Here is a 23653-nt window from a genome sequence, read left to right as displayed (position 1 = left end):
GGACACGGCTGCTAAACCAGGTCGCAAACCTCCTTGCGTCGCAGCGTGCCGCAAGCGACGCGATCAATCGAATGGGGTCGGCATGAGACTGAACACCATCCAGTTCCCGACCGCGTAGCCGCCTGTCCTGCCGATCAGGTCTTGACCATCGACGCCTGGGATCAGTCCTGAATGTTCTTGGAGACCACTACGTTATGAGCCGCAGCCGCCGCAAAACACCCATCGTCGGGCACACGACCTGCGGCAGCGAGCGCGAGGACAAGAAGCTCTGGCATCAGCGCTGGCGCACCCGTGAGCGCACGGCGCTGACCAGCGCGTCGCCCGAAGCCCTGAGCGCCCATCTGCCCCTGCTGGAAAACCAGGCCAGCAGCGTCTGGTCGATGGGCAAGGATGGCCGCTCCTACTGGCCCGTCAAGCGCCAGGCCGCCACGGCGGATCGCATCGCCAATCACAAGGGACGCAACCCGCAAGAACGCGCCTCCCTGAAAAAGCGCCTGCTGCGCAAGTGGATGAGCAAATGAAGCTCTCCTTCCATCAGCACATTGCGCTGTTCTGGATGATCGGTGCTCCGGGCGTCTTCGCGCCCGTGATCGAGAACGCCAAGCGGCCCGATGCCGGCGCCGTCATGGCGTGGGGTGTCGCGATCGTGGCGGTGATGATCCTCTTCACCCCTTTGCTGCTGCGCTGTCCACCATTCCGGCGCTGGTATGGCCGGACGGATGCGCTGTCGGAGCGGCAGCGCCAGGCGCTTGCCGAGCGCGGCCTGCGCCGCTACTACCAGACCGCTTTCGATGACGGCTACGTGCCCCGCGTGATGCCCTACGTGTGGCGCATCATCTGGACGGTCGGCGGGTTGATGGCTGTGACCGCCGTACTGCCTACCAACACCGGACGGCCAGCCTTCGATGCCTTGGTGGTCTTCTCGACCTGGTATCCGATAGGCGTGATGCTGCTGGTTTTCGCGTCGAGGCCCCTTGGCCGGTTGATTCGCCAAAGAGCACAGGAGCGGCGGAAATGAGCACGTCAACCATCGAGGCGCTGGCCAGCGCCTGGGCAAGGATTGCCGAGGAAGCGGAATTCCCCGCTGACTACGAGGGGACTGCCACACCACAAGCGCATCGGGCTAGCGAAGCTATTCAGGAGCAGATTCGGGAGCGCATCGTCGCCACCAACGACATGCGGCTGTTCAGCCTGCTGCACCTGCTGGGTCAGGCGTCGCTGCGCATGGAGCAAGCGCTGTGGCCGGAGGATTACGAGCGGATGACGCGCGAGGTTGAGGAAGCCCTGCGGCAAGCCACCGACGCCAACGCCAGATCGTACACCCACGAAGAAGTGATGCAGGCGATGCAGGAACGCATCGACCGGGCGCGAGACAAGCCATGTTGATTGGCTATGCGCGCGTCTCGACGCAGGATCAGAACCTGGAGCTGCAACGCGAAGCCTTGAGCAAGGCCGGATGTAAAAAGGTCTTCGAGGACAAGGTGAGTGGCACGCGGGCAGACCGGCCTGGCTTGGCCAAGACGCTCGAAATGCTGCGCGAAGGCGATACTTTGGTCGTCTGGAAGCTCGACCGGCTGGGCCGGTCGGTCAAGCAACTGGTCGATCTGGTCGGCGATCTGCACAAGCACGGTGTCCAGTTCAGGAGCCTCACCGACTCCATCGACACCGGCACACCATCCGGGCGGTTCTTCTTCCACGTCATGGCGAGCCTTGCCGAAATGGAGCGCGAGCTGACCGTCGAGCGCACCCGCGCCGGGCTGGAAGTCGCCAAGCAGCTCGGCCGCAAAGGCGGCCGCAAGCCGAAGATGACCGACAGCAAGATCGAGTCGGCCAAGAAGCTGCTGGCCAGCGGGGTGCCGCCCAAGGACGTGGCCAAGAACCTCGGCGTGTCCATTCCGACGCTGTACCGCTGGGTGCCAGCCTCCACGCACGCTTAGCGTGCTTTATTTTCCGTTTTCTGAGACGACCCCTGACGGCGCAGCGTGGCCATTCCTGACATCCAGTTAGGGTATGCCTTAAATTGACGCTCCGACATGAGTTGTGTATTAGATATAACTTATTGTAGTATTTGTAACATTAATCATCTTTTTGACGAAGGAGCCCGTGCTTGAGCTTTCTTGCCCTATTCGTCAGCCTGCCCACCAAGGCATCGACCGGCCGCATGCGCGTCTGGCGTTCTGTCAAAGCGCAGGGCTGCGCAACGCTGCGCGACGGGGTCTATCTGCTGCCCGACTCGGCGGACAGTGCGGCGACGCTGGGCGAAGTGGCGGCGCAGGCGGTGGAAGTCGGGGGCAGCGGCCAGGTCTATCGACTGTCGGGGTGTGACGAAGCTCAGAAGGCCGCGCTACGCGCCCTGTTCGACCGGGGCGAGGAGTACGCCAGCATCGCCGAGGAGATCAAAGCGCTCGGGCGTAACCTGGCATCCCCGGACGGCGCCGATGCCATGCGCAAGCTCCAGCCGCTCGTGCGCCGCTTCGAGCAGGTGAACCGCATCGACTTCTTCCCCGGCGAGGCGCAGCGGCAGACCTTGAGCCTGCTGGACGACCTGCGCGACGCGATCACCCGCCGTATGTCTCCCGACGAGCCGACCGCCCGGCAGACGGATATTCCGCGGCTGAACCGCGCCGACTATCAGGGTCGGACCTGGGCCACGCGGGCGCGCCCGTGGGTGGACCGACTCGCTTCGGCCTGGCTGATCCGGCGGTTCATCGACCCGAGCGCGCGCATCGTCTGGCTGGCGAGTCCCTCCGACTGCCGCAATGGCTGGCTCGGCTTCGATTTCGACGGCGCCGCCTTCAGTCATGTGGGCACCAAGGTCACCTTCGAGACGCTGCTGGCGAGTTTCGGACTTGATTCCGCCCCTGCACTGGTACGCCTGGGCAAGCTCGTGCATTGCCTGGATTTGGGCGGGCTGCCGGTAGCAGAAGCGCTGGGCATCGAATCGCTGCTCGCCGGCTTGCGCGCATCGGAACCCGATGACGACGCGCTGCTTGCCCGCGCGTGCGAAATTTTTGATTGGCTATTGAAGAGTTACGAGGACAAAACAACGTGAACGCCCCGACCAGTCCTCAGACCGCCGCGCAACCACGCCCGGCCCGTCCGTCTTTCTGGGACATCACCCAAGACGACCTGCTGCTGGCCGCAGGCTTCGGCCGTATTCGACGGCTTGTTGGCCAACTTCCGTATTTGACTGGTTACTGTTGAACTACAAGGAGAAGATCTATGAGCGTTGCGAATGAAGAGTCGTATCGCCCGAGCAAGGCGACGGATGCCACGACTGAAACCGTCCCTCCACCCATGAGCTACCCACAGCTCTTCGCGCGCTTCCTCAAGTTCGGCTTGCTCGCATGGGGCGGGCCTGTGGCTCAGATCGACATGTTGCGCCGCGAGCTCGTGGACGAGGAACGCTGGATCTCCAGCAAACGCTTCAACAAGCTGCTTGCGGTGATGCAGGTGCTGCCCGGACCCGAAGCGCATGAAATATGCGTTCATTTGGGCATCCGAGCAAAGGGGCGGCTGGGGGGCGTGCTGGCGGGACTCGGTTTCATGCTTCCCGGATTCTTGCTGATGTTCGCGCTGTCCTGGTTGTACTTCCAGATTGAATTCGTGGGTACCGCGCTGGGCGCGGCGTTCCTTGGCGTGCAGGCGGCTGTGATCGCCCTGATCGTGCGCGCCGTGCACCGTATCGGCGAGCACATCCTGCTTGATCGCTGGTTGTGGGTCATTGCCATCGTTTGCGCGCTGGCAGCCATAGGTCGTGTCGACTTCTGGATCACCCTGCCGGCGGGCGGCCTTGTGTACGCCCTGCTCGTGCTGAATCATCGGGCCTCAGCGCTCTTGGTGACACTGGCGGCGGTGGCGCTGGCCGCGGCCGTGGCTTTGTGGGCTGCACCGACAGCGAAGCTTGTGGAAGCGGTCGTTCAGGGCCAGGCCTCGGTGCTGCTCATCTTCGCGTCGGGCCTGAAGGCCGGCTTGCTCACCTTCGGCGGCGCCTACACAGCGATTCCGTTCGTTCGCAACGACGCCGTCGGGCGCGGATGGATGACGGATGGGCAGTTCCTGGACGGCCTGGCGCTGTCCGGTGTGCTACCGGCACCCCTCATCATCTTCGCCACGTTCGTCGGCTATGTGGCGGGGGGGCCGATCGGGGCGGTGGCCATGACGGTGGGTGTCTTTCTTCCGGCCTTTGCGTTCTCGCTGATTTTCTACGACCGGCTGGAGGCGGTCGTGGAGAACAAACGGCTGCACGCCTTTCTGGACGGCGTCGCGGCTGGGGTAGTCGGCCTGATCGGCGCAACCACCATCGACTTGGCGCAGGTCACTGCTGAACGTGTCCCATCGTTGACGGTGGGCATGTCGATTTTCGCCGCAGGCTTGGCATTCCTTTATGCCTGGAAGAACAAGCTCAACGTCGTCGTCGTGATCCTCGCGGCGGGATTGGCGGGGTGGCTGGTATTTCCGAACCAAGGCTGAACCTGATCGAGTCAGCCTTCGTCGCGCCGTTTCCGATCCACCTTGCTGAGGAAGCCAAGATGCCTTACGAACTGAAACCTCTTTCATGCGATCCGGCCAAACTCACCGGCCTGTCCGAGAAGCTGATCGTCAGCCACTGGGAAAACAACTACGGCGGTGCGGTAAAGCGCCTCAATGCCATAGCGAGCCCCGCCATTGGCGGCGCCCTATTCGCCGCCGGCTGGCTGGCGGCGCCGCTGGTGGCCTGCGGCCTACTCAAGGTCGTCTATGACGTTGTGCTTTGGCGCGCTTTTCGGAAGTACGAGGGACCATCCTCTTGAGAGCGCTCGCGCGCAAGCACATGGCGCGGCTTAGCGTACGATTTTTTCCGAATTCTGCGGGCACCCAATGCTCACCGCCCGCGACCAACTAGATGACCGGCTACAAGGCTTCCAATCCGGAGCAGACGACTATCTGGTGAAGCCCTTCGCCCTCTCTGAGCTAGCGGCTCGCATTGAAGCAGTGTTGCGCCGCAGCCTTGGCGGAGGAAAACGTCAGCTGCAGGTCAGCGACCTGATCTATGACCTCGATACTCTAGAAGCGACGCGCGCCGACAAGCCCCTCAAGCTGAACCCTGTTGGTCACAAGTTGCTGACCCTTCTCATGCAAAAGAGTCCACATGTGGTGCGCCGTGAAGTACTTGAGGAGGCAATTTGGGGCGATGAGCCATGTTGTGCGCCATCTCACCAAGCAGCACTTCTAATTATTAAATTCCCGCTCACGCTGTGGAGGAGGCTTGGAAATAAAAAACCAAAGCCAGCTCGGATTATGCGGTCAGACCCAAACCAGAATTCCTTATTGGTAGTGGGAGGCCTTAAAATTCGCCGAGAGTAAGCGTAGATGTAACGACTCTTACCCGCTCTATGCCATTGGGGATATGTTCCTCATCCGTATTTGAATATTTGCCGCGAATTTTAGCTGAGGCCGAGTGGGCTTTCAGTCCGATGGCTCGCATTCTGGGATTTGGACTCTGTATCCACATCCCCGAACGTTTTTGATGCGTACATCACTGCCAGCATCTCGCAAGCTCTTGCGCAATCGATAAATCGTAGACTTGATAGTCGTATCATCGCTTGATTTGCATTCTTTCTGAGCATCAAGTGCAGCAATAATTAGATCTTGATGGACTACTCGAGGCGCATGTTTGGCTAGTGTAAAGAGTATTTGATGTTGCCTTTTCGGAAGCCTCGACGTTGATCCGCCAATAGTGAGCGTCCCTTTTTTGTCGCAAAGTGTCATGCTGCCTATAGACGTAATAGATCCTAGATTCTTCGGTTTTATTATGGCGGCGATGCGCTTTGCAATAACCTCAATTTTGAATGGCTTAAGCAAGTAATCATCAATCTTCGGGTTGAAGGTTTTATTATTAATGATCAGTGAATTAGCTTGCGCCAAAATAATGCATGGGGTGTCTTTGTTTATAGTTGAGCACCTGATTATTAAAGGGGCTTCGGATAAAAAGTCTGGCGCGTCACCATTAAAAACCATCGCCGAGAACTTTGATGTATTCATGACGATTGTGGCTTGCTTGCAGCTTTCTGTCTCTGTTACCTCGTAGCCAAACTTCTCAAGGCAGGTTCGAATATGTGAGCGCAGTGCCGGGTGATCGTGAGCGACAAGGATTTTGATCGAAATGAGTTTTGCAATAGCTGTCATTTTTGGGCGGCGAAAGGATACATGGAGACGATTTTGACATGCCGGGTAGAAGCACCTGAGGGTGTTTTCGCCCGAAGGGGCAAGCTTTTTTCTATAAAATGAAACGAATGTTCTGCTTGATCAAAAGAATTCTCAACGGTGAGCTGATCTGGTGGGGGGTGGCGGTGTTTCAAAAAATGAAACGGTATTTCTCAATGGTTATTGAAAGACGCCGTCAACTGAGCAAGTCCCGGCCCGGAGCCGCAGGGCTCCGGGCCACCCCCTCCCCAACGCCGAAGCGCCCGCCAGACGGGATGTAGTGTTCTGCGCCATCCGCTACAATGCGCCGCCGATTTCACCACCATCGAGGCCGCGCGCCATGAAATTCCGCTTTCTCCTCTGGATGCTGGGCCGCCTGATGGTCAAGGCCAGCCGCACCAATCCCGAGTTCCAGCAACAGCTGGAAGGCAAGGAGCTGGTCTTCCAGCTGCACACCCTCGACGGCAAAGTCGCCCGTCACTACCGAATCAAGGACAAGCGCGTCACCAGCCATGCCGGCACGGCCCGCGAGCCGGCCTTTGCCATTGGCTTCAAGGACGCGGTCTACGGCTTCGCCACCATGAACGCCAAGAACAAGCAGCTGGCCTTCATGCAGGGTATCCAGAACAAGGACATCCAGATCCAGGGCAACCCGGCGCTGGTGATCTGGTTCCAGGGCCTGCTCAAGCACGTGGTGCCGAAGAAGAAAAAGAAGACCGAGGTCAAGAAAGCGGCCTGAGCCGCCTTCCCTTGCTGGCCCGGGTCGCGCCACTTGGCTAGGCTGGGCGTTTTCCACGGAAGTCCCCTTATGCGTCCGCTGTTCATCCTCGCCCTGCTCCTGTCCCTGGTCGCTCCGGCCCAGGCGGCGCCCGACGCTACCCTGAAGCGCGTGCTGGAGCTGGCCGGCGTTCAGCTGCTGTGCGAGCAGACCGCACCGCTGCTGCAGCGCGGCATGAGCGCCGAGCAGCAGAAGTCCCTGGGCCAGACATTCGCCGCCGGCCCGCTGTGCGATGACCTGGCCAAGCGCGTGGCGCTCAAGGTCAAGCGCGAGCAGCTGGAGGCCGCGCTCGAGCTGCTCGACAGCCCGCTGGCCCAGCACTTCACCGCCGCCGAGCGCGCGGTGGGCGAGGATGGTGGCCTGGCCGCCTACCGTCAGCAATTGCAGGAGCGCCCGCCGCTGGGCAAGCGTCTGGATCTGGTGCGTCGCCTGGACAAGGCCGCCCACACCACCGAGCTGGCCACCCTGTTGCGCTATGAGGTGGGCAAGACCCAGGCCCTGCTGACCCTGCGCGCCCGCGGTGGCGATCTGGACGAGAAGGCTCTGGCCGAGCAGACCGCCACCCAGCTGGCGCCGCTGCGCGCGTCCAGCGCCAGCGGCGTGGAGGCCTTCATGCTCTATGCCTACCGCCAGACCCCCAGCGACAAGCTCGGCGAATACGCCGCGCTGTACGAGCAGGCGCCGCTGCGCGCTGTGCTGGAGGCCAGCGCCAAGGCCCTGCCGGAAGTGTTCGCCGCCAGGCGGGCGAAGCTCAAGTAACCATTCAGCCGACGAAACGAAAAAGGGGCCCGCAGGCCCCTTTTTCATTCCAGGCACTCAGTGCGGGTGGTTGAACTGCGAGGCCAACTCGCGCAGCGCCACTTCCGCCTGCAGCACCTTGTTCAGCGCATCGTCGGCCTTGTCGCGGGTCAGCCCCAGGCGCTCGAACAGCTCGTCTGGCAGGTCATGTTGCGGGCCGCTGCCGATGCCGCGGCTGCGCAGCAGGTTGACGGCCAGGCACACCAGATTCGGGTAGGCGGCGTGGGCGCCGTCGTAGTGCGGGTCGTGCTGGAAGCGCAGTGCAGTGGCCAGTTCTTCCGGCATGTCCCAGAAGCGCATCAGCCAGGCGCCGATCTGCTCGCGGGTGATGCCCAGCAGGTGCTGCTCGATATAGCCGGCGGACAGGTGCGGGTTGACCTCCAGGTGCCGGCAGATCAGCGAGAAGTGCGGCGGGAAGACGTGGGCTAGCACCAGGTATCCGAAGTTGTGCAGCAGCCCGGCGAGGTAGGTCAGACCGGCTTCCGGGCGCTGGGCACGCGGCATGGCGCGGGTCAGGCCCTCGATGATGGCGGCCGTGTAGATCGCCTGCTGCCAGTAGGGCGTGGCCTGCTGTGGCTGGTCCTTGGGTAGGCTGAGGGTCTTGCCCAGCGCCAGGCCCAGAGCCAGGTTGATTACCAGGTCGAAGCCCAGCACGCGAACGATGGCGTCTTCCACCGAGCGGATCTTGCCGGGGGCGGCGTAGTAGGGCGAGGCGGCCCAGCTGACCACCTGGGCGGCCAGGGCCGGGTCGGTCTCGACCACTCCGGTGATGTCGTCCACGGTGGCGTCCGGGTCGACGCGCAGCTTGATGATCTTCTGCGCGGTCTCCGGCAGCGGCGGAATCTCGATGGTCTCTTCGAGGCGCTGCTGGATACGGCGGGCGGTGAAGGCCTGCACGGCCTGGGTGATCTCGGCGCGGTCGTCGTCCGGGCGGTTCAGGTTGGGGCGAATGCCCAGCAGCGGCTCGCCGAAGCGGGCGGCGCTGGCCTTGGCCAGGAGGATGGACTTGTAGTGCTCGCTGTCGATCTCCAGCAGCACGCCGGCCTGGCCGGACTCCACCAGCACGCTGGGCTCCTGCAGCAGGCGCTCGTCGTACAGGCAGGGCGAGCTGGTCAGCGGCGGCAGGCCGGGCAGCAGGCCGAGGTTGTGCTTGGCCAGCATGCGCTCCATGCGCTCGGGCTTGACCGCGGTGAGCTTGCGCCCGGTCAGCTCGGCCAGGCGATTGAGGTCGAGCAGCTGGCTCTGCGGGAACAGCACCAGCAGGGCACCGACCGCGTCTTCCAGCAGCGCGGCCTGCACGCGGCGAGCGGCGGGATGTGCGGGGTGGTCGGGACGGATATGGCAGGGGACGCCGAGTTTCTCGAGGAGTTGCAGGATCACCACCGGCGGGCGCGGGGCGGAATCGGGGGCGAGGGCGACTTCGGTCATGGGCGACATCCGGCTGAGGAACTACTGACGGGCAGTATAACCAGCGCCCCGTGGGGTAGGCTCGTCCGCCGGACGGGCGACCAGCGGCATTACGTGCGGCGGATCACACTTGGCCGTACTGCTGGCCATGCCGTAGCCAGCGTTCGAGCAACGGGCTGACATGCTGCGGCCAGCGCGCCAGTAGCTCTTGCGCCGCTTCGCGCACGGCCGGCAGCAGGTCGGCATCGCGCATCAGGTCGGCGACCTTGAACTGCAGCAGACCGGTCTGGCGGGTACCGAGCATCTCGCCGGGGCCGCGCAGTTCCAAGTCCTTCTCGGCGATGACGAAGCCGTCGCAGGTCTCGCGCATGATGCCCAGGCGCTCGCGGCCGAGCTGCGACAGCGGCGCGTGATAGAGCAGCACGCAATGGCTGGCGGCGCTGCCCCGGCCGACCCGCCCGCGCAGCTGATGCAGCTGGGCCAGGCCCAGGCGCTCGGGGTTCTCGATGATCATCAGGCTGGCGTTGGGCACGTCGACGCCGACCTCGATCACCGTGGTGGCGACCAGCAGCTGCAGTTCGCCGCGCTTGAATGCATCCATCACCGCGGCTTTCTCGGCCGGCTTCATGCGCCCGTGGATCAGGCCGACGCGCAGCTCGCCCAGGGCGCTGGAAAGCTCCTCGTAGCTGGTCTCCGCCGCCTGGCAGGTCAGCTCCTCGGACTCCTCGATCAGGGTGCACACCCAGTAGGCCTGGCGCCCTTCGCGGCAGGCCAGGCGTACGCGCTCGACCACTTCGAGGCGGCGACTGTCGGCGATCACCAGGGTATTCACCGGAGTGCGCCCGGGCGGCAGCTCGTCGAGGATCGAGGTGTCCAGGTCGGCGTAAGCACTCATCGCCAGCGTTCTGGGTATTGGTGTCGCGGTCATAATCAGCTGGTGCGGGCACAGGCGGCCATCGATGCCTTTCTGGCGCAGGGCCAGGCGCTGCTGTACGCCGAAACGGTGCTGTTCGTCGATGATCACCAGGGCCAGACGCTTGAACTGCACCTCGTCCTGGAACAGCGCGTGGGTGCCGACCACCATCGGTGCACCGCCGGCAATCTGCTCCAGCGCGGCAGTGCGCGCCTTGCCCTTGAGCTTGCCGGCCAGCCAGGCGACCTCGATGCCGAGTGGCTGCAGCCAGCGGCTGAAGTTCAGGAAGTGCTGCTCGGCGAGGATCTCGGTGGGCGCCATCAGCGCCACCTGGTAGCCGGCTTCCAGCGCCTGCAGCGCGGCGAGTGCGGCGACCACTGTCTTGCCGGCCCCGACATCGCCCTGCACCAGGCGCAGCATGGGCTCGGGCTGGCTCAGGTCGTAGGCGATCTCGGCGCCGACCCGTTGCTGCGCGCCGGTGAGGGCGAAACCGAGGTTGGCCAGAAAGCGCTGCGGCAGCTGCTTGGCTGGTGGCAGCACCGGCGCGGCTTGGGCGCGCACCTGCTCGCGCAGGCGCTGCAGCGACAGCTGGTGGGTCAGCAGTTCCTCGAAGGCCAGGCGATGCTGGGCCCAGTGGCGACCCTCGGCCAGCTCTTCCTGGTCGGCGTCCGGCGGCGGTCGGTGCAGGTAGCGGATGGCGTCGGCCAGGGGGCCCAGCTGGTAGTCGCGGCCCAGCTCGGCCGGCAGCCAGTCGGGCAGGCTGTGCGGGCCGAGGCGGGCCAGGGCCTGCTGGCTGAGCTGGCGCAGGCGCTGCTGGGTCAGGCCTTCGGTGGTCGGGTAGATGGGCGTCAGGGTCTGTTCCACCGGCGCCGGCTCGTCCCCACTCTGGGCGCGGTATTCCGGGTGGTAGATCTCCAGACCGGTGGCGCCGGGGCGCACCTCGCCGTAGCAGCGCAGGGCGGTGCCGCGCTTGAGGCCGTCCTTCTGCGCCTGGCTGAAGTGGAAGAAGCGCAGGCTGAGGGTGCCGGTGCCGTCCTGCAGGCGCACCAGCAGGCTGCGGCGGCGGCCCATGGTGACGTCGGCGCCGGCCACTATGCCTTCCACCACGGCGTCCTGGCCCGGGCGCAGGGCGCCGATGGGCGTGATGCGGGTGCGGTCCTGGTAGCGCAGGGGCAGGTGGAACAGCACGTCCTGCAGGTTCTCCAGACCGACCTTGCCCAGCTTCTCGGCCAGCGCGTCACCGACGCCCTTCAGCGCGGTGACCGGGACCTGCGCCAGCTCGATCATGCCGGGATGGCTTCACCCTGCGGGCGCGCCACCGAGCACAGGCGGATCGAATCGGCCAGCACTTCGATGGCCTTGGGCCGCGGGAAGCTGGCGCGCCAGGCGATGGCCACGGTGCGGTAGGGCGCCGGCGCGCTCAGCGGGCGCACCTCGATCACGCCAGGGGCGTAGTGGTGGCTGTCGACCGCGGAGAACGGCAGGATCGAGATGCCCAGGCCGGAGGCGACCATATGGCGGATGGTTTCCAGCGAGCTGGATTCCACCGTGGTGTGCTTGGCCGAGTCTTCGCCGCCCTTGCGTAGCGACGGGCAGGCCTCCAGCACCTGGTCACGGAAGCAGTGCCCCTCGCCGAGCAGCAGCAGGCTCTTGTCGTTGAGCAGTTCCTTGTCGATGGTCTCGCGCTCGGCCCAGGGGTGGCCGGCCGGCAGCAGGGCGAAGAACGGCTCGTCGTACAGCGGCTTGGTCAGCACGTCGGCTTCCTGGAACGGCAGGGCGATGATGATCGCGTCCAGCTCGCCGGTGCGCAGCTTGTCGCGCAGGATGTGGGTGAAGTTCTCTTCGATGTACAGCGGCATCTGCGGGGCGACCCGGTGCAGCTGCGGAATCAGGTGCGGAAACAGGTAGGGGCCGACGGTGTAGATGGCGCCGATCTTCAGCGGCGCGGTCAGCTGGTTCTTGCCGGCCTGGGCCAGCTCGCGGATGCCCTGGGCCTGCTCCAGCACCTTCTGCGCCTGGGTGACGATGCCCTCGCCGACCGGGGTCAGGCGCACCGCGCTCTTGCTGCGCTCGAAGATCAGCACGCCGAGTTCGTCTTCCAGCTTCTTCACCCCCACCGACAGGGTCGGCTGGCTGACATGGCAGCGCTCGGCCGCGCGGCCGAAGTGCTGTTCCTGGGCAAGGGTCACTATGTAGCGCAGTTCGGTGAGGGTCATAGGTAAATTCCATTGAGATGCCGCCAAGCATAGCGACTGCATTCAATGGAACCAACCGGGCCGCCGATAAAGATATGACCTAACAGACAAAGAACCTGCTGTCGGCGTGCGTGCTAGTCAGGCACGGCGCAAGCCGGCGAGGGCGCGCATTTATGAGCATCCGGGCCGGCTTGCAACGCCGCCTGGTCGACGCGCAGGGCGTCGGCGGCGGGTTCTCAGCGGGTGAGGGTGAAGTTCAGCGGATAGTCGATCGACATGCTGCCGCCGCTCAGCACCTTGGTCGGCGGCGCCGGTACCGGGCTGGCCTTGCGCAGCTGGCGCTGCACGTCGCGGTCGAACGAGTTGCGGGCGGTGGACTGCTTCACTTCGGCGGCGAGGATGCGGCCACGGGTGTCGATGGTGAAGTTGAGCAGCAGGGCATGCTTGCTGCCGGGCTTGTTGAAGCGCCGCTCGCGATCCGGATAGCGCAGGTGCTTACTCAGGTAAGCCTGCACCTTGGCCATCCAGATGGCGCGCTCGCGGTCGATCTCGCCGGTGCTGACCTGCTGCTGCACCGGGGCCTTGATCGGCGCCGCGGTCTTCTCCTGGTTCGCCACCTTGGGCGCGTCGGGCTGCGGCTTGACCTCGGGCTTCGGCGGCTGCGGCTTGGGCTTGACCTTGGGTTTCGGCTTGGGCTTGACGATGGCGATCTTCGGCTCGGGCACCTCGACGATCTCGGGCTCCGGCTCTTCCTCGATCACTGGCTCCGGTGGCGTCGGCTCCGGCGGCGCGACCATCGGCTCCAGCTCGATCAGCATGGCCGCCGGTTGCAGCAGGATCGGCGTGACGGCCGGGCGCCACAGCAGGGCGGCGTAATAGACGACCAGGTGCAGGCCGATCACGGCGATCAGGCTGACAGCCCATAACGGCAGGCGACGCGCTTGGCTCATTGCGCGCCGACCGTTTCCAGGCCCACCAGGCCGATCTTCAGGTACCCGGCACCGCGCAGGTTGTCCATCACGCCCATCAGGTCGGCATAGTCCACGCCCTTGTCGCCACGGACGAAGATGGTCTTGTCCTTGTTGGCGCCGGTCAGGCGGTCCAGGGAGGCGCCGAGCTGGGCCGCGTCGACCTGCTGGTTGTCCAGGTACAGGCTGGTGTCTTCCTTGATGCTCAGGTAGATCGGCTTGTCCGGACGCGGCACCGGCTTGGCGGTGGAGGCCGGCAGGTCGATCTTCACGTCCACGGTGGCCAGCGGCGCGGCGACCATGAAGATGATCAGCAGTACCAGCATCACGTCGATGAACGGGGTGACGTTGATCTCGTGGTTTTCCTGGAGGTCGTCACCGCCCTCGTGCAGATGCAGCCCCATGGTTCAGACCGCCTTGGCGATCGGCGCTTGAGCGCGCTCGCCGGCCGGCTGGTCGAGGTCGCGGCTGACCAGCAGCAGGACCTGGGCCGAGGCGTCGGCCACCTGGGCCTTGTAGCCGGCGATGGAGCGGGCGAAGACGTTGTAGATGACCACGGCAGGGATGGCGGCGACCAGGCCCAGGGCGGTGGCCAGCAGGGCCTCGGCGATACCCGGGGCGACCACGGCCAGGTTGGTGGTCTGCGATTCGGCGATGCCGATGAAGCTGTTCATGATGCCCCACACGGTACCGAACAGGCCGACGAAGGGGGCGGTGGAACCGATGGTGGCGAGCACGCCGGTGCCCTGGCTCATGTTGCGGCCGCTGGCGGCGACCAGGCGCTCCAGGCGGAAGCTGACGCGCTCCTTGATGCCTTCCTTCTCCTTGCAGCCGACGGACAGGCGCAGCTCTTCGCGGGCGTCCTCGATCAGCTGGGCGCTGAAGCTGTGCTTGGCGCGGGCCTGTTCGGCGGCCTGGTTGAGGGTGCGCGCGCCTTTCAGGTCGGGCAGCTCGCGCTGCAGACGGCGGCGGGCGATGAGCAGCTCCAGGCCCTTGGCGATCCACACGGTCCAGGTCAGGATCGAGGCCAGCACCAGGCCGATCATCACGCTCTTCACCACGCGGTCGGCGTTCTGATACATGCCCCACGGCGACAGGTCGTGCAGCAGCTCTTCCTCGCCTTCCAGTGCTGGCTCAGCCTGCAGCGCCTGCAGGGCGGCGAGCAGTTGCTCGGCATCGGTGCCACTGATGTTGTTCTGCTGCAGGAATTCCTGCTGGGCGGCGGCGATCTGTTCGGCAGTGGCCTGTTCGCCCAGGGTGTCCAGCTTCTGCTGCAGGGCCGCGGCCTGGGGATGCTGGACCGGCGCCGGAACTTGCTCGGCGGTAGCCGGGGCGCCAGTGGCGTCACTCAGCGGTGCGGCGGTGGGGGCGGTTGCCGGCGCGGTGGCGGCCGGTTGCTGCGCGACCGGGGCCGCTTCCTCGGCCATGGCGCCGAACGGCAGCAGCAGGCCGAGCAGCAGGGCTGCCACTGGCAGGCGGGAAGTGCGAGTTGGCTGAGCGCGGAGGGCGGTAGAATTCATGCTGGCCGGACCTGAAGTGAGGGAGCGTCGGACGGAGGAAACGGCACCCCCGTGCAAAAACGGCCTGTATTATTGCAAGTAATTCTTGTTTGTGAAAGATACACTGTAACTATTCGACACGCGTGCCGGATTCAGTGCACTGATTTCGGCGCTTCCACGAGGTGCCTCCTGTCATGTCCAAGACCCTGATGATTGCTGGCTGCGGCGATGTTGGCAGTCGCCTGGCGCGGCGTCTGGCTGCGGCCGGCTGGAACGTGTACGGCCTGCGGCGCGATGTCGCGCAGCTGCCCGCCGAGATCCGTCCGGTAGCCGGCGATCTGCAGCAACCAGCCTGCCCGGAGGCCTGGCCGCGAGGCGAGCTGGACTATCTGGTGTACTGCGCGGCGGCCAGCCAGCACGACGAAGCCGGTTACCGCGCCGCCTATGTCGATGGCCTACGGCATGTGCTGACCTGGCTGGCTGAGCATGGCCAGCGTCCGCGGCGCCTGCTGTTCGTCTCCAGCAGCGGGGTCTATGTGCAGCAGAGCGGCGAGTGGATCGACGAGGATTCGCCGGCCGAGGCCGAGGGCTATTCCGGCCGGGTGATGCTGGAAGCCGAACGCCTGGCCCTGGACAGCGGCCTGCCGGCGACCCTGGTGCGCCTGACCGGCATCTACGGCCCCGGTCGCCAGTGGCTGCTCAACCAGGTGCGCCAGGGCTACCGGGTCGCCAGCGAACCGCCGTTGTATGCCAACCGCATTCACGCCGAGGACGCCGCCGGCCTGCTGGCCTTCCTGCTGCAGGTAGATGCCGAAGGTACGCAACTGGCCGACTGCTACCTGGGCGTGGACGACGCGCCGGCGCCGCTGCACGAGGTGGTGGGTTGGCTGCGCGAGCAGCTGGGTGTGACCCAGTGGGCCGAGGACAACAGCGTGCGCCGCGCCGGCAGCAAGCGCTGCAGCAACGCCCGCGCCCGGGCGCTGGGCTGGGCGCCGCAGTACCCCAGCTACCGCGAAGGATACGCGGCGGTGCTGGCGGCCGATCAGTCGTCGCTGCGCCCGGTGTAGCGGCCGCTGTCGTCGTAGTGACTTCCGTCCGGGTCGTCGCGGCCCAGGTAGCGCCCCGAGTCGTCGTAGAGGCGACCATCCTGATCCTGGCGGCCTGTGTAGCGGCCACTGTCGTCATAGCTACGGCCGTCGCCGTCGATGCGTCCCGTGTAGCGGCCGGAGGCATCGTAGTGGCGGCCGTCGGCATCGGTACGGCCGGTGTAGCGCCCGCTGTCATCGTAGCGGCGGCCATCGTCGTCGGTGCGCCCCAGATAGCGGCCGCCGTCGTCGTAATGGCGCTGTTCCGCCTGGGCGGCCAGGCTTGCCAGCAGGAGGCCGACCAGCAGCGGGCGCATGCCGATCAGTCGCGCTGCAGCAGCCAGGCCTGGCGCCCGGGGCGGAAGCTGGGTGCCTCGTCCAGTGCCGACTGGTTGAGCGCCTGGAGGATGCGCAGCTGGTCGCCGTCGCGCTCGAAGATCCACGATGCTCCCTGCTGGCCGAGCTGTAGCCACAGGCTGTCGTGCTCGCCGGCCATCGAGGCGCAGTCGCCGGCCAGGCACAGGGCGTAACGCTCGGCGCCGGGCAGGCCTTCCAGGCGGCCGTCCGGGTGGAACAGCACCAGGCCGCCCTCGCCGACGCCCTCGCGGATCGTCCATTCGCCGCCCAGGTAAGCGTCGTACAGCGCCCATTCGAAGCTGCTGCCAATTGGCGCGCCGTCCTCCGCCTGGCGAGGCGGGCGGCTGAAGTGCTGCTCGGGGCCATAGTTGCTGGCCTGCTGCACCAACTGGCCGTCCTGCAGATCGAGGTTTTCCTGATAGTCGCCCTGATAACTGACTTGCCAGCGCCCCGGTTCGCCGGACGCCAGGCGGCCTTCGGGGGCCTCGAAGCCATTGCTGTAGGTGGCCAGGCCGCGCTGGCTGTCGAGCCGCCATTCCAGGTTGGGGCCGTGGGCCAGCAACGCCTCGCGCAGCGGCCCGCCTTGGCGGGCACTGTCGATGATCGGCTGGTTGATCCAGGTGCCGTCGGGGCTGTCAGGGCCGGCGCAACCTGTCAGCAGGCCGGCACTGAGGGCGATCAGGAGGGGGCGACGCATGGGCTTATTCGAGTACCAGGATGCCGTCCATTTCCACCTGGGCGCCGCGCGGCAGGGCGGCCACGCCGATGGCGGCGCGGGCCGGGTAGGGCTGCTCGAAGTAGCGGCCCATGACTTCGTTGACCGTGGCGAAGTGGCTGAGGTCGGTGAGGAAGATGTTCAGCTTGACCACGTCCTTGAACGAGCCGCCGGAGGCCTCGATCACCGCCTTGAGGTTCTCGAACACCTGCACGGTCTGCTCCTCGAAGCCCTGCACCAGTTCCATGGTCTTCGGGTCCAGCGGAATCTGCCCGGACAGGTACACGGTGTTGCCGGCCTTGATCGCCTGGGAGTAGGTGCCGATGGCGGCCGGGGCGTTGGGCGAGGAAATGACGGTCTTGCTCATGACGAACTCCGATTCGATGAATTGTGGTTTGTACTGCGACATGGCGCCGTCAGGCGCGCATGCGGGTGATGCGGATGACGCCGTTGAGGGCGCGCAGCTTCTTGATGACGCGGGCCAGGTGCACGCGGTCATGCACGCTGACGACCAGCTGGACCACGCTGATACGGCCGTCACGCTCGTCCATGCCGATCTTCTCGATATTGCCGTCGGCGGCGTTGACGCTGCTGGCGAGCAGGGCGATCAGGCCGCGCTGGTGCTCCAGCTCGACGCGCAGTTCGACGTTGAATTCGCCGGCGACATCCTTGGCCCAGTTGAGCTGGATGCATTTCTCCGGGTTGTGGCGGATGTCGGCGATGTTCTTGCAGCTGTCCAGGTGCACCACCATGCCCTTGCCGGCCGACAGGTAGCCGACGATGGGGTCGCCGGGGATCGGCGTGCAACACTTGGCGTAGCTGAGCACCAGGCCCTCGGTGCCGCGGATGGCCAGCGGGCCGTCCGGGCTGGGCGCGGCGTCGCCGGTCTCGGCCAGCAGACGGCGGGCGACCACGTAGGCCATGCGATTGCCCAGGCCAATGTCTTCCAGCAGGTCCTCGATCACTTCCAGGCGGTATTCGCTGAGCACCGCCTGCACCCGCTCCGTGGCGATCTTCTCCAGATGGCTGTCGAAGCCGGTGAGGGTCTTGTTCAGCAGGCGCTCGCCGAGGTTGATCGACTCCGAGCGGCGCTGCAGCTTGAGCGCGTGGCGGATATGGGTGCGGGCCTTGCCGGTGACCACGAAGTTGAGCCAGGCCGGGTTCGGTCGCGCGCCGGGGGCGGTGACGATCTCCACCGTCGAGCCGCTTTCCAGGGCCTGCGACAGCGGCGCCAGGCGGCGGTTGATGCGGCAGGCGATGCAGCTGTTACCGACGTCGGTGTGCACCGCGTAGGCGAAGTCGACCGCGGTGGAGCCCTTCGGTAGCTCCATGATGCGGCCCTTGGGCGTGAACACGTAGACCTCGTCGGGGAACAGGTCGATCTTCACGCTCTCGATGAATTCCAGCGAATTGCCGGCGCGTTGCTGCATTTCCAGCACGCCCTTGACCCACTGGCGGGCGCGGGCGTGGTTGCCCTTGGGCGCGTCGTCGCCATCGGACTTGTACAGCCAGTGGGCGGCGATGCCGTTGTTGGCCATCTCTTCCATCTCGCGGGTGCGGATCTGGATCTCGATGGGCACGCCGTGCATGCCGAACAGGGTGGTGTGCAGCGACTGGTAGCCGTTGGCCTTGGGGATCGCGATGTAGTCCTTGAAGCGGCCCGGCAGCGGCTTGTACAGGTTGTGCACCACGCCCAGGGCGCGGTAGCAGGTGTCGACCTTGTCGACGATGATGCGGAAGGCGTAGACGTCCATGATCTCGTTGAACGCCCGGCGCTTGCCGCGCATCTTCTGGTAGATGCTGTAGAGGTGCTTCTCGCGGCCGATCACTTCGCCCTGCAGGCCTTCGCGCTGCAGGTAGGCGGTGATCGACTCCTCGATCTTGGCGACGATTTCCTTGCGGTTGCCGCGGGCGCGCTTGACTGCCGTGCGGATGCGCTCGGAGCGCATCGGGTGCATGGCCTTGAAGCCTAAGTCCTCGAACTCCACGCGCATGCTGTGCATGCCCAGCCGGTTGGCGATGGGCGCGTAGATTTCCAGGGTTTCCTTGGCGATACGGCGGCGCTTCTCGCCGGACAGCACTTCCAGGGTGCGCATGTTGTGCAGGCGGTCGGCCAGCTTGACCAGGATCACGCGGATGTCGCGCGCCATGGCCATGGCCATCTTCTGGAAGTTCTCGGCCTGGGCCTCGGCCTTGGTCTCGAAGTTCATCTGGGTCAGCTTGCTGACCCCGTCGACCAGTTCCGAGACGGTTTCGCCGAACTGTGCGGTGAGCGCTTCCTTGGCGATGCCGGTGTCCTCGATCACGTCGTGCAGCATGGCGGCCATCAGGCTCTGATGGTCCATGTGCATGTCGGCGAGGATGTTGGCGACGGCGAGCGGGTGGGTGACGTAGGCTTCGCCGCTGCGGCGGCGCTGGCCGTCGTGGGCCTGCTCGGCGTAGAAGTAGGCGCGGCGGACCAGGTTGACCTGATCCACGGCCAGGTAGGACGAGAGTCTGTCGGCGAGGGAGTCTATGCTCGGCAAGGGATCACCCCCTGCCGCGCTGGCGCTTGACCCGGTGCCGCGAGACTTCGACCAGGCATAGGCTTACAGAGGCTCGTTGGCCTCTTCCTCGAAGGCGACGGCGAACAGCGGCTCGTCCTCGACCAGGTCTTCCTGGGCAACGAACTCGGCATCGACCAGGCCGGCCGCGATTTCACGCAGGGCCACGACGGTCGGCTTGTCGTTTTCCCAGGCGACTTTCGGCTCCTTGCCGCCGGTAGCCAGCTGACGGGAACGCTTGGTGGCCAGCATGACCAGCTCGAAGCGGTTGTCTACGTTCTCCAGGCAGTCTTCAACGGTAACGCGGGCCATGGTGTTCCTCTTGGCGAATAGCAAATAAGGCTGGGCCCGAATGGGCGAGCGGACTGGATAGTCTAAAAAATCACCAGCAATTAGGGAAGGCCTTTCGGCGGCCGGTCAGGCCAGCAGCTCACTGAGAAGGCCGGCATGGCGCTGCTGCTGGCAGCTTTGCTGCAGTTGATTGGCGCGGAAGATGGCCTTCAGATCATCCAAGGCATGGGCGAAATCGTCGTTGATCACCAGGTAGTCGTACTCGACATAGTGGCTCATCTCGCTGACGGCTTCCTGCATGCGTCGCTCGATGATCTCGGCGCTGTCCTGGCCACGGTTGGTCAGGCGATGGCGCAGCGCCTCCTGGGTCGGTGGCAGGATGAAGATCGATTTCGCTAGCGGCATCAGCTTGCGCACCTGCTGGGCGCCCTGCCAGTCGATCTCCAGGATCAGGTCGGAGCCGGCCGCCAGGGTCTGCTCGACCCAGACCTGCGAGGTGCCATAGAAGTTGTCGAACACCTGGGCATGCTCGAGGAACTCGCCACGTTCGATCATCGCACTGAACTGCGCGTGGTCGACGAAGTGGTAGTTGACCCCGTCTTCCTCGCCCGGGCGCATGGCGCGGGTGGTGTGCGAGACGGAAACGCGGATGCGCGCATCGCTGTCGAGCAGCGCCTTGACCAGGCTGGTCTTGCCGGCGCCGGAGGGTGCGGAAACGATGTAGAGGGTGCCGGTGGTGACGGTCATCTTGATGTCCTGATAACGCTATGGCTCAAGCCTAGCGGCTTATTCGATGTTCTGGACCTGTTCGCGCATCTGCTCGATCAGGACCTTGAGGTTGACGGCGGCCTGGGTGCTGCGCGGGTCGAAGGCCTTGGAGCCGAGCGTATTGGCCTCGCGGTTGAGCTCCTGCATGAGGAAGTCCAGGCGCCGGCCGGCGGCGCCGCCGACCTTGAGCACGCGGCGCACTTCGGTCACATGGGTGTTCAGGCGATCCAGTTCCTCGGCCACGTCGCTCTTCTGGGCGAGGAGCACCAGCTCCTGCTCCAGGCGCTGGGGGTCCACCTCGGCGCGCATTTCGGCGAAGCGGGTCTCGATCTTCTGCCGTTGGTTGGCCAGCATCTCCGGCACCAGCGCGCGCAGGGCGACGACTTCGGCGGCAATGCTGTCCAGGCGCTCGTTGAGCAACTTGGCCAGCTCGGCGCCTTCGCGGGCGCGGCCGTTCTTCAGCTCGCCCAGGGCCTGCTCGAACAGTTGCAGGGCGGCGGCATTCAGGGCCTGCGGATCGGCAGCGTCGGCCACCAGCACGCCGGGCCAGGCCAGCACTTCCAGGGGGTTGAGTGGTGCCGGTTGCTGGATCAGTGCCGCTACCTGTTCGGCGGCGGAGATCAGTTGGCGGGCGCGCTCGTCGTCTACTTGCAGGCTCTTGCCGGCGTTTTCCTCGGCGAAGCGCAGGGTGCATTCCACCTTGCCGCGCGACAGGCCCTGGCGCAGGGCTTCACGTACCGCGCCTTCGAGGTCGCGGAACGGGTCCGGCAGGCGCAGGTGTGGCTCCAGGTAGCGATGGTTGACCGAGCGCAGCTCCCAGCTCAGGGTGCCGTGGGCGGCGGCCGACTCGACGCGGGCGAAGGCGGTCATGCTATGCACCATGGTGGGAGCCTCGTGAAATGACGAATGGGCGCGGATTGTAGCGCAGACCGACCGTCGGCCCAATCCGCCCCGTCGCGGCGCTATAATGCCGGCAGGTCGGGCGCCGGGCGCCCGAGATTTCCGCTTTTCTACAGGTATCAGCAGATGAAACGTCCCAGCGGCCGTGCTTCCACCCAGTTGCGTTCTGTGCGCATCACCCGCAACTACACCAAGCACGCCGAGGGTTCGGTGCTGGTCGAGTTCGGCGACACCAAGGTAATCTGCACCGCCAGCGTCGAGTCCGGCGTGCCGCGTTTCCTCAAAGGCCAGGGCCAGGGCTGGCTGACCGCCGAGTACGGCATGCTGCCGCGCGCCACCGGCGAGCGTAACCAGCGTGAAGCCAGCCGCGGCAAGCAGGGCGGCCGCACCCTGGAGATCCAGCGCCTGATCGGCCGCTCGCTGCGTGCAGCGCTGGACATGAGCAAGCTGGGTGAGAACACCATCTACATCGACTGCGACGTGATCCAGGCTGACGGTGGTACCCGAACTGCGTCCATCACTGGCGCCATGGTGGCCCTGGTCGATGCGCTGAAGGTGCTGAAGAAGCGCGGCGCGCTGAAGGGCGAGCCGCTCAAGCAGATGGTCGCTGCCGTGTCCGTGGGCATCTACCAGGGCGAGCCGGTGTTGGACCTGGACTACCTGGAAGACTCCGCCGCCGAGACCGACCTCAATGTGGTGATGACCGACAGCGGTGGTTTCATCGAAGTGCAGGGCACCGCCGAAGGCGCCCCCTTCCAGCCGGAAGAACTGAATGCCATGCTGGCGCTGGCCCAACAGGGCATGCGCGAGCTGTTCGAACTGCAGCGCGCGACCCTGGCCGACTGATTTCCCACAACCGCGGAGAGCCCCATGGAAGAGCAGAACCTCACCCCCACACCGAGCCCGGAAGCCCGCCAATGGGCGATGTTCTGCCACTTCGCTGCCTTCGCCGGTTTGCTGATCCCCTTCGGCAACCTGCTCGGCCCGCTGATTGTCTGGCAACTCAAGCGCGATCTTGATCCCTTCGTCGACGACCAGGGCAAGGAGGCGCTGAACTTCCACATCACCGTGTCGCTCGCCGCGCTGGTGTGCATGCTGCTCGCCGTGGTGGTGATCGGCTTCCTGCTGCTGCCGCTGCTCGGCCTGGCCGCCCTGGTGCTGACCATCATCGCCGGGATCAAGGCCAATGAAGGTCAGACCTACCGCTATCCGCTGTGTTGGCGCCTGGTCAAATAACACCCTCGGGCCCCGCATGCGGGGCCTTTTTCTGCAACCACTCATATAAGGAAGTCAGAAGTGGCCGGAGCCAGTCTGTTAACTCTGCTCGACGATATCGCCAGCGTGCTGGACGACGTCTCGGTGATGACCAAGGTCGCGGCGAAGAAGACCGCCGGCGTGCTCGGTGACGATTTGGCGCTGAATGCCCAGCAGGTCACCGGGGTCAAGGCCGAGCGCGAGCTGCCGGTGGTCTGGGCGGTGGCCAAGGGCTCGCTGATCAACAAGCTGATCCTGGTGCCGGCGGCGCTGCTGATCAGCGCCTTCGCGCCATGGCTGGTGACGCCGCTGCTGATGCTCGGTGGCGCCTTCCTCTGTTTCGAGGGCTTCGAAAAGCTGGCGCATAAGTTCCTGCACAGCAAGCAGGAGGATGCCCAGCATCACGCCGAGCATGTGCAGGCGCTGGCCGATCCGGCGGTGGACATGCAGGCGTTCGAGAAGGACAAGATCAAGGGCGCGGTGCGCACCGACTTCATCCTGTCCGCCGAGATCATCGCCATTACCCTGGGCGTGGTCGCCGAGCAGGCGTTCATGCAGCAGGTCATGGTGCTGTCCGGCATCGCCCTGCTGATGACCGTGGGCGTCTATGGCCTGGTCGCCGGCATCGTCAAGCTGGACGACGCCGGCCTCTACCTGAGCCAGCGTGGCAGCGCTGCGGCACAGAGCCTGGGGCGCGGCATCCTGTGGCTGGCGCCATGGCTGATGAAGCTGTTGTCGGTGGTGGGCACGGCGGCCATGTTCATGGTCGGTGGCGGTATCCTTACCCACGGCATTCCCGGTGCTCATGACCTGATCCACCACTGGGTCGACGCGGTCCATGGCGTGCCGGGTATCGGCGGCGTGCTGGCCGTGCTGACGCCGACCCTGGTCGATGCCTTGTTCGGCGTACTGGTCGGCGCTCTGGTGCTGGCTGTGGTGAGTGTGGCTGGCAAAGCCTGGAAGGGTTTGCGCGCCTAGGCGGCGAGGGGCTGGCTG

General features: G+C 65.2%; 27 protein-coding genes and 1 pseudogene. 14 read left to right on the top strand and 14 right to left on the bottom strand.

Annotated elements, in window-relative coordinates; genetic code table 11:
• The first annotated feature begins 194 nt into the window (after positions 1–194).
• From N7607_RS06825 to N7607_RS06790, 8 genes and pseudogenes are all read left to right on the top strand, one after another.
• Positions 195–521: a hypothetical protein gene (locus tag N7607_RS06825; RefSeq protein WP_003100858.1), complete on the top strand. Its 327-nt coding sequence runs from the start codon at positions 195–197 to the stop codon at positions 519–521.
• The gene (locus N7607_RS06820) at positions 518–1018 is read left to right on the top strand and encodes a hypothetical protein (RefSeq protein WP_003100856.1); all 501 of its coding nucleotides are present in this window, start codon (positions 518–520) and stop codon (positions 1016–1018) included. Before N7607_RS06825 ends, N7607_RS06820 begins: the two co-directional genes overlap by 4 nt.
• Positions 1015–1386, top strand: a complete 372-nt coding sequence (locus N7607_RS06815; protein ID WP_003100853.1) for a hypothetical protein — start codon at positions 1015–1017, stop codon at positions 1384–1386. Before N7607_RS06820 ends, N7607_RS06815 begins: the two co-directional genes overlap by 4 nt.
• Positions 1380–1937, top strand: coding sequence for a recombinase family protein (locus tag N7607_RS06810; protein WP_003100847.1), 558 nt, complete (start codon positions 1380–1382; stop codon positions 1935–1937). The genes N7607_RS06815 and N7607_RS06810 overlap by 7 nt, the downstream gene beginning before the upstream one ends.
• 170 nt (positions 1938–2107) lie before the next feature.
• Positions 2108–3052 carry a chromate resistance protein ChrB domain-containing protein gene (locus N7607_RS06805; RefSeq protein ID WP_003117271.1) on the top strand — a complete coding sequence of 315 codons (945 nt, stop codon included), beginning with the start codon at positions 2108–2110 and terminating at the stop codon, positions 3050–3052.
• A gap of 170 nt (positions 3053–3222) precedes the next feature.
• Entirely contained in the window at positions 3223–4473 is a 1251-nt protein-coding gene (chrA, locus tag N7607_RS06800; protein ID WP_279864620.1) for a chromate resistance efflux protein ChrA, read from the top strand.
• Positions 4446–4793, top strand: coding sequence for a chromate resistance protein (locus N7607_RS06795; protein WP_223656445.1), 348 nt, complete (start codon positions 4446–4448; stop codon positions 4791–4793). Before chrA ends, N7607_RS06795 begins: the two co-directional genes overlap by 28 nt.
• 67 nt (positions 4794–4860) lie before the next feature.
• Positions 4861–5178, top strand: a pseudogene (locus N7607_RS06790) (response regulator transcription factor); the annotation flags it as partial.
• A 270-nt stretch (positions 5179–5448) separates the two neighbouring features.
• Here N7607_RS06790 and N7607_RS06785 read toward each other — a convergent pair.
• Positions 5449–6168 carry a response regulator transcription factor gene (locus N7607_RS06785; protein ID WP_081672164.1) on the bottom strand — a complete coding sequence of 240 codons (720 nt, stop codon included), beginning with the start codon at positions 6166–6168 and terminating at the stop codon, positions 5449–5451.
• A gap of 358 nt (positions 6169–6526) precedes the next feature.
• Here N7607_RS06785 and N7607_RS06780 point away from each other — a divergent pair, with 358 nt between their 5' ends.
• Positions 6527–6925 (top strand): helicase, encoded by a 399-nt coding sequence (locus tag N7607_RS06780; protein WP_192399790.1) that lies wholly within the window; start codon positions 6527–6529, stop codon positions 6923–6925.
• 69 nt (positions 6926–6994) lie between these two features.
• Positions 6995–7723 carry a hypothetical protein gene (locus tag N7607_RS06775; RefSeq protein WP_279864621.1) on the top strand — a complete coding sequence of 243 codons (729 nt, stop codon included), beginning with the start codon at positions 6995–6997 and terminating at the stop codon, positions 7721–7723.
• Between the two features lie 57 nt (positions 7724–7780).
• Here the strand turns inward: N7607_RS06775 and N7607_RS06770 are convergent, their stop codons facing one another.
• From N7607_RS06770 to exbB, 6 genes are all read right to left on the bottom strand, one after another.
• Positions 7781–9190 (bottom strand): aminoacyl-tRNA deacylase and HDOD domain-containing protein, encoded by a 1410-nt coding sequence (locus N7607_RS06770; protein ID WP_279864622.1) that lies wholly within the window; start codon positions 9188–9190, stop codon positions 7781–7783.
• A 103-nt stretch (positions 9191–9293) separates the two neighbouring features.
• Positions 9294–11369, bottom strand: coding sequence for an ATP-dependent DNA helicase RecG (gene recG, locus N7607_RS06765; RefSeq protein ID WP_279864624.1), 2076 nt, complete (start codon positions 11367–11369; stop codon positions 9294–9296).
• Positions 11366–12298 (bottom strand): hydrogen peroxide-inducible genes activator, encoded by a 933-nt coding sequence (locus tag N7607_RS06760; protein WP_137974575.1) that lies wholly within the window; start codon positions 12296–12298, stop codon positions 11366–11368. The genes recG and N7607_RS06760 overlap by 4 nt, the downstream gene beginning before the upstream one ends.
• 215 nt (positions 12299–12513) lie before the next feature.
• A complete protein-coding gene (locus N7607_RS06755; RefSeq protein WP_279864625.1) occupies positions 12514–13227 on the bottom strand; it encodes a TonB family protein in 714 nt (237 codons plus the stop codon).
• Positions 13224–13649 carry a TonB system transport protein ExbD gene (exbD, locus tag N7607_RS06750; RefSeq protein WP_192399795.1) on the bottom strand — a complete coding sequence of 142 codons (426 nt, stop codon included), beginning with the start codon at positions 13647–13649 and terminating at the stop codon, positions 13224–13226. The genes N7607_RS06755 and exbD overlap by 4 nt, the downstream gene beginning before the upstream one ends.
• A 3-nt stretch (positions 13650–13652) precedes the next feature.
• Positions 13653–14765, bottom strand: a complete 1113-nt coding sequence (exbB, locus tag N7607_RS06745; RefSeq protein WP_279864626.1) for a tonB-system energizer ExbB — start codon at positions 14763–14765, stop codon at positions 13653–13655.
• Positions 14766–14938: 173 nt separating this feature from the next.
• On the opposite strand from exbB, the gene N7607_RS06740 reads away from it, so the two are divergent.
• The gene (locus N7607_RS06740) at positions 14939–15811 is read left to right on the top strand and encodes an SDR family oxidoreductase (RefSeq protein WP_279864627.1); all 873 of its coding nucleotides are present in this window, start codon (positions 14939–14941) and stop codon (positions 15809–15811) included.
• On the opposite strand, the gene N7607_RS06735 is transcribed toward N7607_RS06740, so the two are convergent.
• From N7607_RS06735 to N7607_RS06705, 7 genes are all read right to left on the bottom strand, one after another.
• A complete protein-coding gene (locus N7607_RS06735; protein WP_279864629.1) occupies positions 15787–16146 on the bottom strand; it encodes a hypothetical protein in 360 nt (119 codons plus the stop codon). The genes N7607_RS06740 and N7607_RS06735 overlap by 25 nt on opposite strands.
• A 5-nt stretch (positions 16147–16151) precedes the next feature.
• Entirely contained in the window at positions 16152–16883 is a 732-nt protein-coding gene (locus tag N7607_RS06730) for a hypothetical protein (protein WP_279864630.1), read from the bottom strand.
• A 4-nt stretch (positions 16884–16887) separates the two neighbouring features.
• Positions 16888–17268, bottom strand: coding sequence for a RidA family protein (locus tag N7607_RS06725; protein ID WP_279864632.1), 381 nt, complete (start codon positions 17266–17268; stop codon positions 16888–16890).
• Positions 17269–17317: 49 nt separating this feature from the next.
• Positions 17318–19426, bottom strand: coding sequence for a bifunctional GTP diphosphokinase/guanosine-3',5'-bis pyrophosphate 3'-pyrophosphohydrolase (gene spoT / locus N7607_RS06720; RefSeq protein ID WP_279864634.1), 2109 nt, complete (start codon positions 19424–19426; stop codon positions 17318–17320).
• Positions 19427–19489: 63 nt separating this feature from the next.
• Complete coding sequence (gene rpoZ / locus N7607_RS06715; RefSeq protein WP_137974584.1) at positions 19490–19756, bottom strand: DNA-directed RNA polymerase subunit omega; 267 nt, start codon at positions 19754–19756, stop codon at positions 19490–19492.
• A gap of 105 nt (positions 19757–19861) precedes the next feature.
• Positions 19862–20482, bottom strand: coding sequence for a guanylate kinase (gene gmk / locus N7607_RS06710; RefSeq protein ID WP_279864635.1), 621 nt, complete (start codon positions 20480–20482; stop codon positions 19862–19864).
• A 39-nt stretch (positions 20483–20521) separates the two neighbouring features.
• Positions 20522–21385, bottom strand: coding sequence for a YicC/YloC family endoribonuclease (locus tag N7607_RS06705; protein ID WP_279864636.1), 864 nt, complete (start codon positions 21383–21385; stop codon positions 20522–20524).
• A 144-nt stretch (positions 21386–21529) separates the two neighbouring features.
• Between N7607_RS06705 and rph the strand changes: the two genes are divergently transcribed.
• The 3 genes from rph to N7607_RS06690 are packed head-to-tail and all read left to right on the top strand — an operon-like array spanning position 21530 to position 23635.
• Positions 21530–22249 (top strand): ribonuclease PH, encoded by a 720-nt coding sequence (gene rph / locus N7607_RS06700; RefSeq protein ID WP_137974587.1) that lies wholly within the window; start codon positions 21530–21532, stop codon positions 22247–22249.
• Between the two features lie 24 nt (positions 22250–22273).
• A complete protein-coding gene (locus N7607_RS06695) occupies positions 22274–22639 on the top strand; it encodes a DUF4870 domain-containing protein (protein ID WP_279864637.1) in 366 nt (121 codons plus the stop codon).
• A 60-nt stretch (positions 22640–22699) separates the two neighbouring features.
• Positions 22700–23635: a DUF808 domain-containing protein gene (locus N7607_RS06690; RefSeq protein WP_279864638.1), complete on the top strand. Its 936-nt coding sequence runs from the start codon at positions 22700–22702 to the stop codon at positions 23633–23635.
• Positions 23636–23653 lie beyond the last annotated feature (18 nt).

The sequence above is a fragment of the Pseudomonas sp. GD04019 genome (genome assembly GCF_029837695.1).
In the GTDB taxonomy this organism is placed as follows: Bacteria; Pseudomonadota; Gammaproteobacteria; order Pseudomonadales; family Pseudomonadaceae; genus Aquipseudomonas.
This window is presented reverse-complemented; position numbering and strand designations above follow the sequence as displayed.

Coding starts and splice junctions, on each gene's coding strand:
- N7607_RS06825 (WP_003100858.1), top strand. CDS start 195: ATGAGCCGCAGCCGCCGCAAAACACCCATCGTCGGGCACACGACCTGC.
- N7607_RS06820 (WP_003100856.1), top strand. CDS start 518: ATGAAGCTCTCCTTCCATCAGCACATTGCGCTGTTCTGGATGATCGGT.
- N7607_RS06815 (WP_003100853.1), top strand. CDS start 1,015: ATGAGCACGTCAACCATCGAGGCGCTGGCCAGCGCCTGGGCAAGGATT.
- N7607_RS06810 (WP_003100847.1), top strand. CDS start 1,380: ATGTTGATTGGCTATGCGCGCGTCTCGACGCAGGATCAGAACCTGGAG.
- chrA (WP_279864620.1), top strand. CDS start 3,223: ATGAGCGTTGCGAATGAAGAGTCGTATCGCCCGAGCAAGGCGACGGAT.
- N7607_RS06785 (WP_081672164.1), bottom strand. CDS start 6,168: ATGACAGCTATTGCAAAACTCATTTCGATCAAAATCCTTGTCGCTCAC.
- N7607_RS06780 (WP_192399790.1), top strand. CDS start 6,527: ATGAAATTCCGCTTTCTCCTCTGGATGCTGGGCCGCCTGATGGTCAAG.
- N7607_RS06775 (WP_279864621.1), top strand. CDS start 6,995: ATGCGTCCGCTGTTCATCCTCGCCCTGCTCCTGTCCCTGGTCGCTCCG.
- N7607_RS06770 (WP_279864622.1), bottom strand. CDS start 9,190: ATGACCGAAGTCGCCCTCGCCCCCGATTCCGCCCCGCGCCCGCCGGTG.
- recG (WP_279864624.1), bottom strand. CDS start 11,369: ATGATCGAGCTGGCGCAGGTCCCGGTCACCGCGCTGAAGGGCGTCGGT.
- N7607_RS06760 (WP_137974575.1), bottom strand. CDS start 12,298: ATGACCCTCACCGAACTGCGCTACATAGTGACCCTTGCCCAGGAACAG.
- N7607_RS06755 (WP_279864625.1), bottom strand. CDS start 13,227: ATGAGCCAAGCGCGTCGCCTGCCGTTATGGGCTGTCAGCCTGATCGCC.
- exbD (WP_192399795.1), bottom strand. CDS start 13,649: ATGGGGCTGCATCTGCACGAGGGCGGTGACGACCTCCAGGAAAACCAC.
- exbB (WP_279864626.1), bottom strand. CDS start 14,765: ATGAATTCTACCGCCCTCCGCGCTCAGCCAACTCGCACTTCCCGCCTG.
- N7607_RS06740 (WP_279864627.1), top strand. CDS start 14,939: ATGTCCAAGACCCTGATGATTGCTGGCTGCGGCGATGTTGGCAGTCGC.
- N7607_RS06735 (WP_279864629.1), bottom strand. CDS start 16,146: ATGCGCCCGCTGCTGGTCGGCCTCCTGCTGGCAAGCCTGGCCGCCCAG.
- N7607_RS06730 (WP_279864630.1), bottom strand. CDS start 16,883: ATGCGTCGCCCCCTCCTGATCGCCCTCAGTGCCGGCCTGCTGACAGGT.
- N7607_RS06725 (WP_279864632.1), bottom strand. CDS start 17,268: ATGAGCAAGACCGTCATTTCCTCGCCCAACGCCCCGGCCGCCATCGGC.
- rpoZ (WP_137974584.1), bottom strand. CDS start 19,756: ATGGCCCGCGTTACCGTTGAAGACTGCCTGGAGAACGTAGACAACCGC.
- gmk (WP_279864635.1), bottom strand. CDS start 20,482: ATGACCGTCACCACCGGCACCCTCTACATCGTTTCCGCACCCTCCGGC.
- N7607_RS06705 (WP_279864636.1), bottom strand. CDS start 21,385: ATGGTGCATAGCATGACCGCCTTCGCCCGCGTCGAGTCGGCCGCCGCC.
- rph (WP_137974587.1), top strand. CDS start 21,530: ATGAAACGTCCCAGCGGCCGTGCTTCCACCCAGTTGCGTTCTGTGCGC.
- N7607_RS06695 (WP_279864637.1), top strand. CDS start 22,274: ATGGAAGAGCAGAACCTCACCCCCACACCGAGCCCGGAAGCCCGCCAA.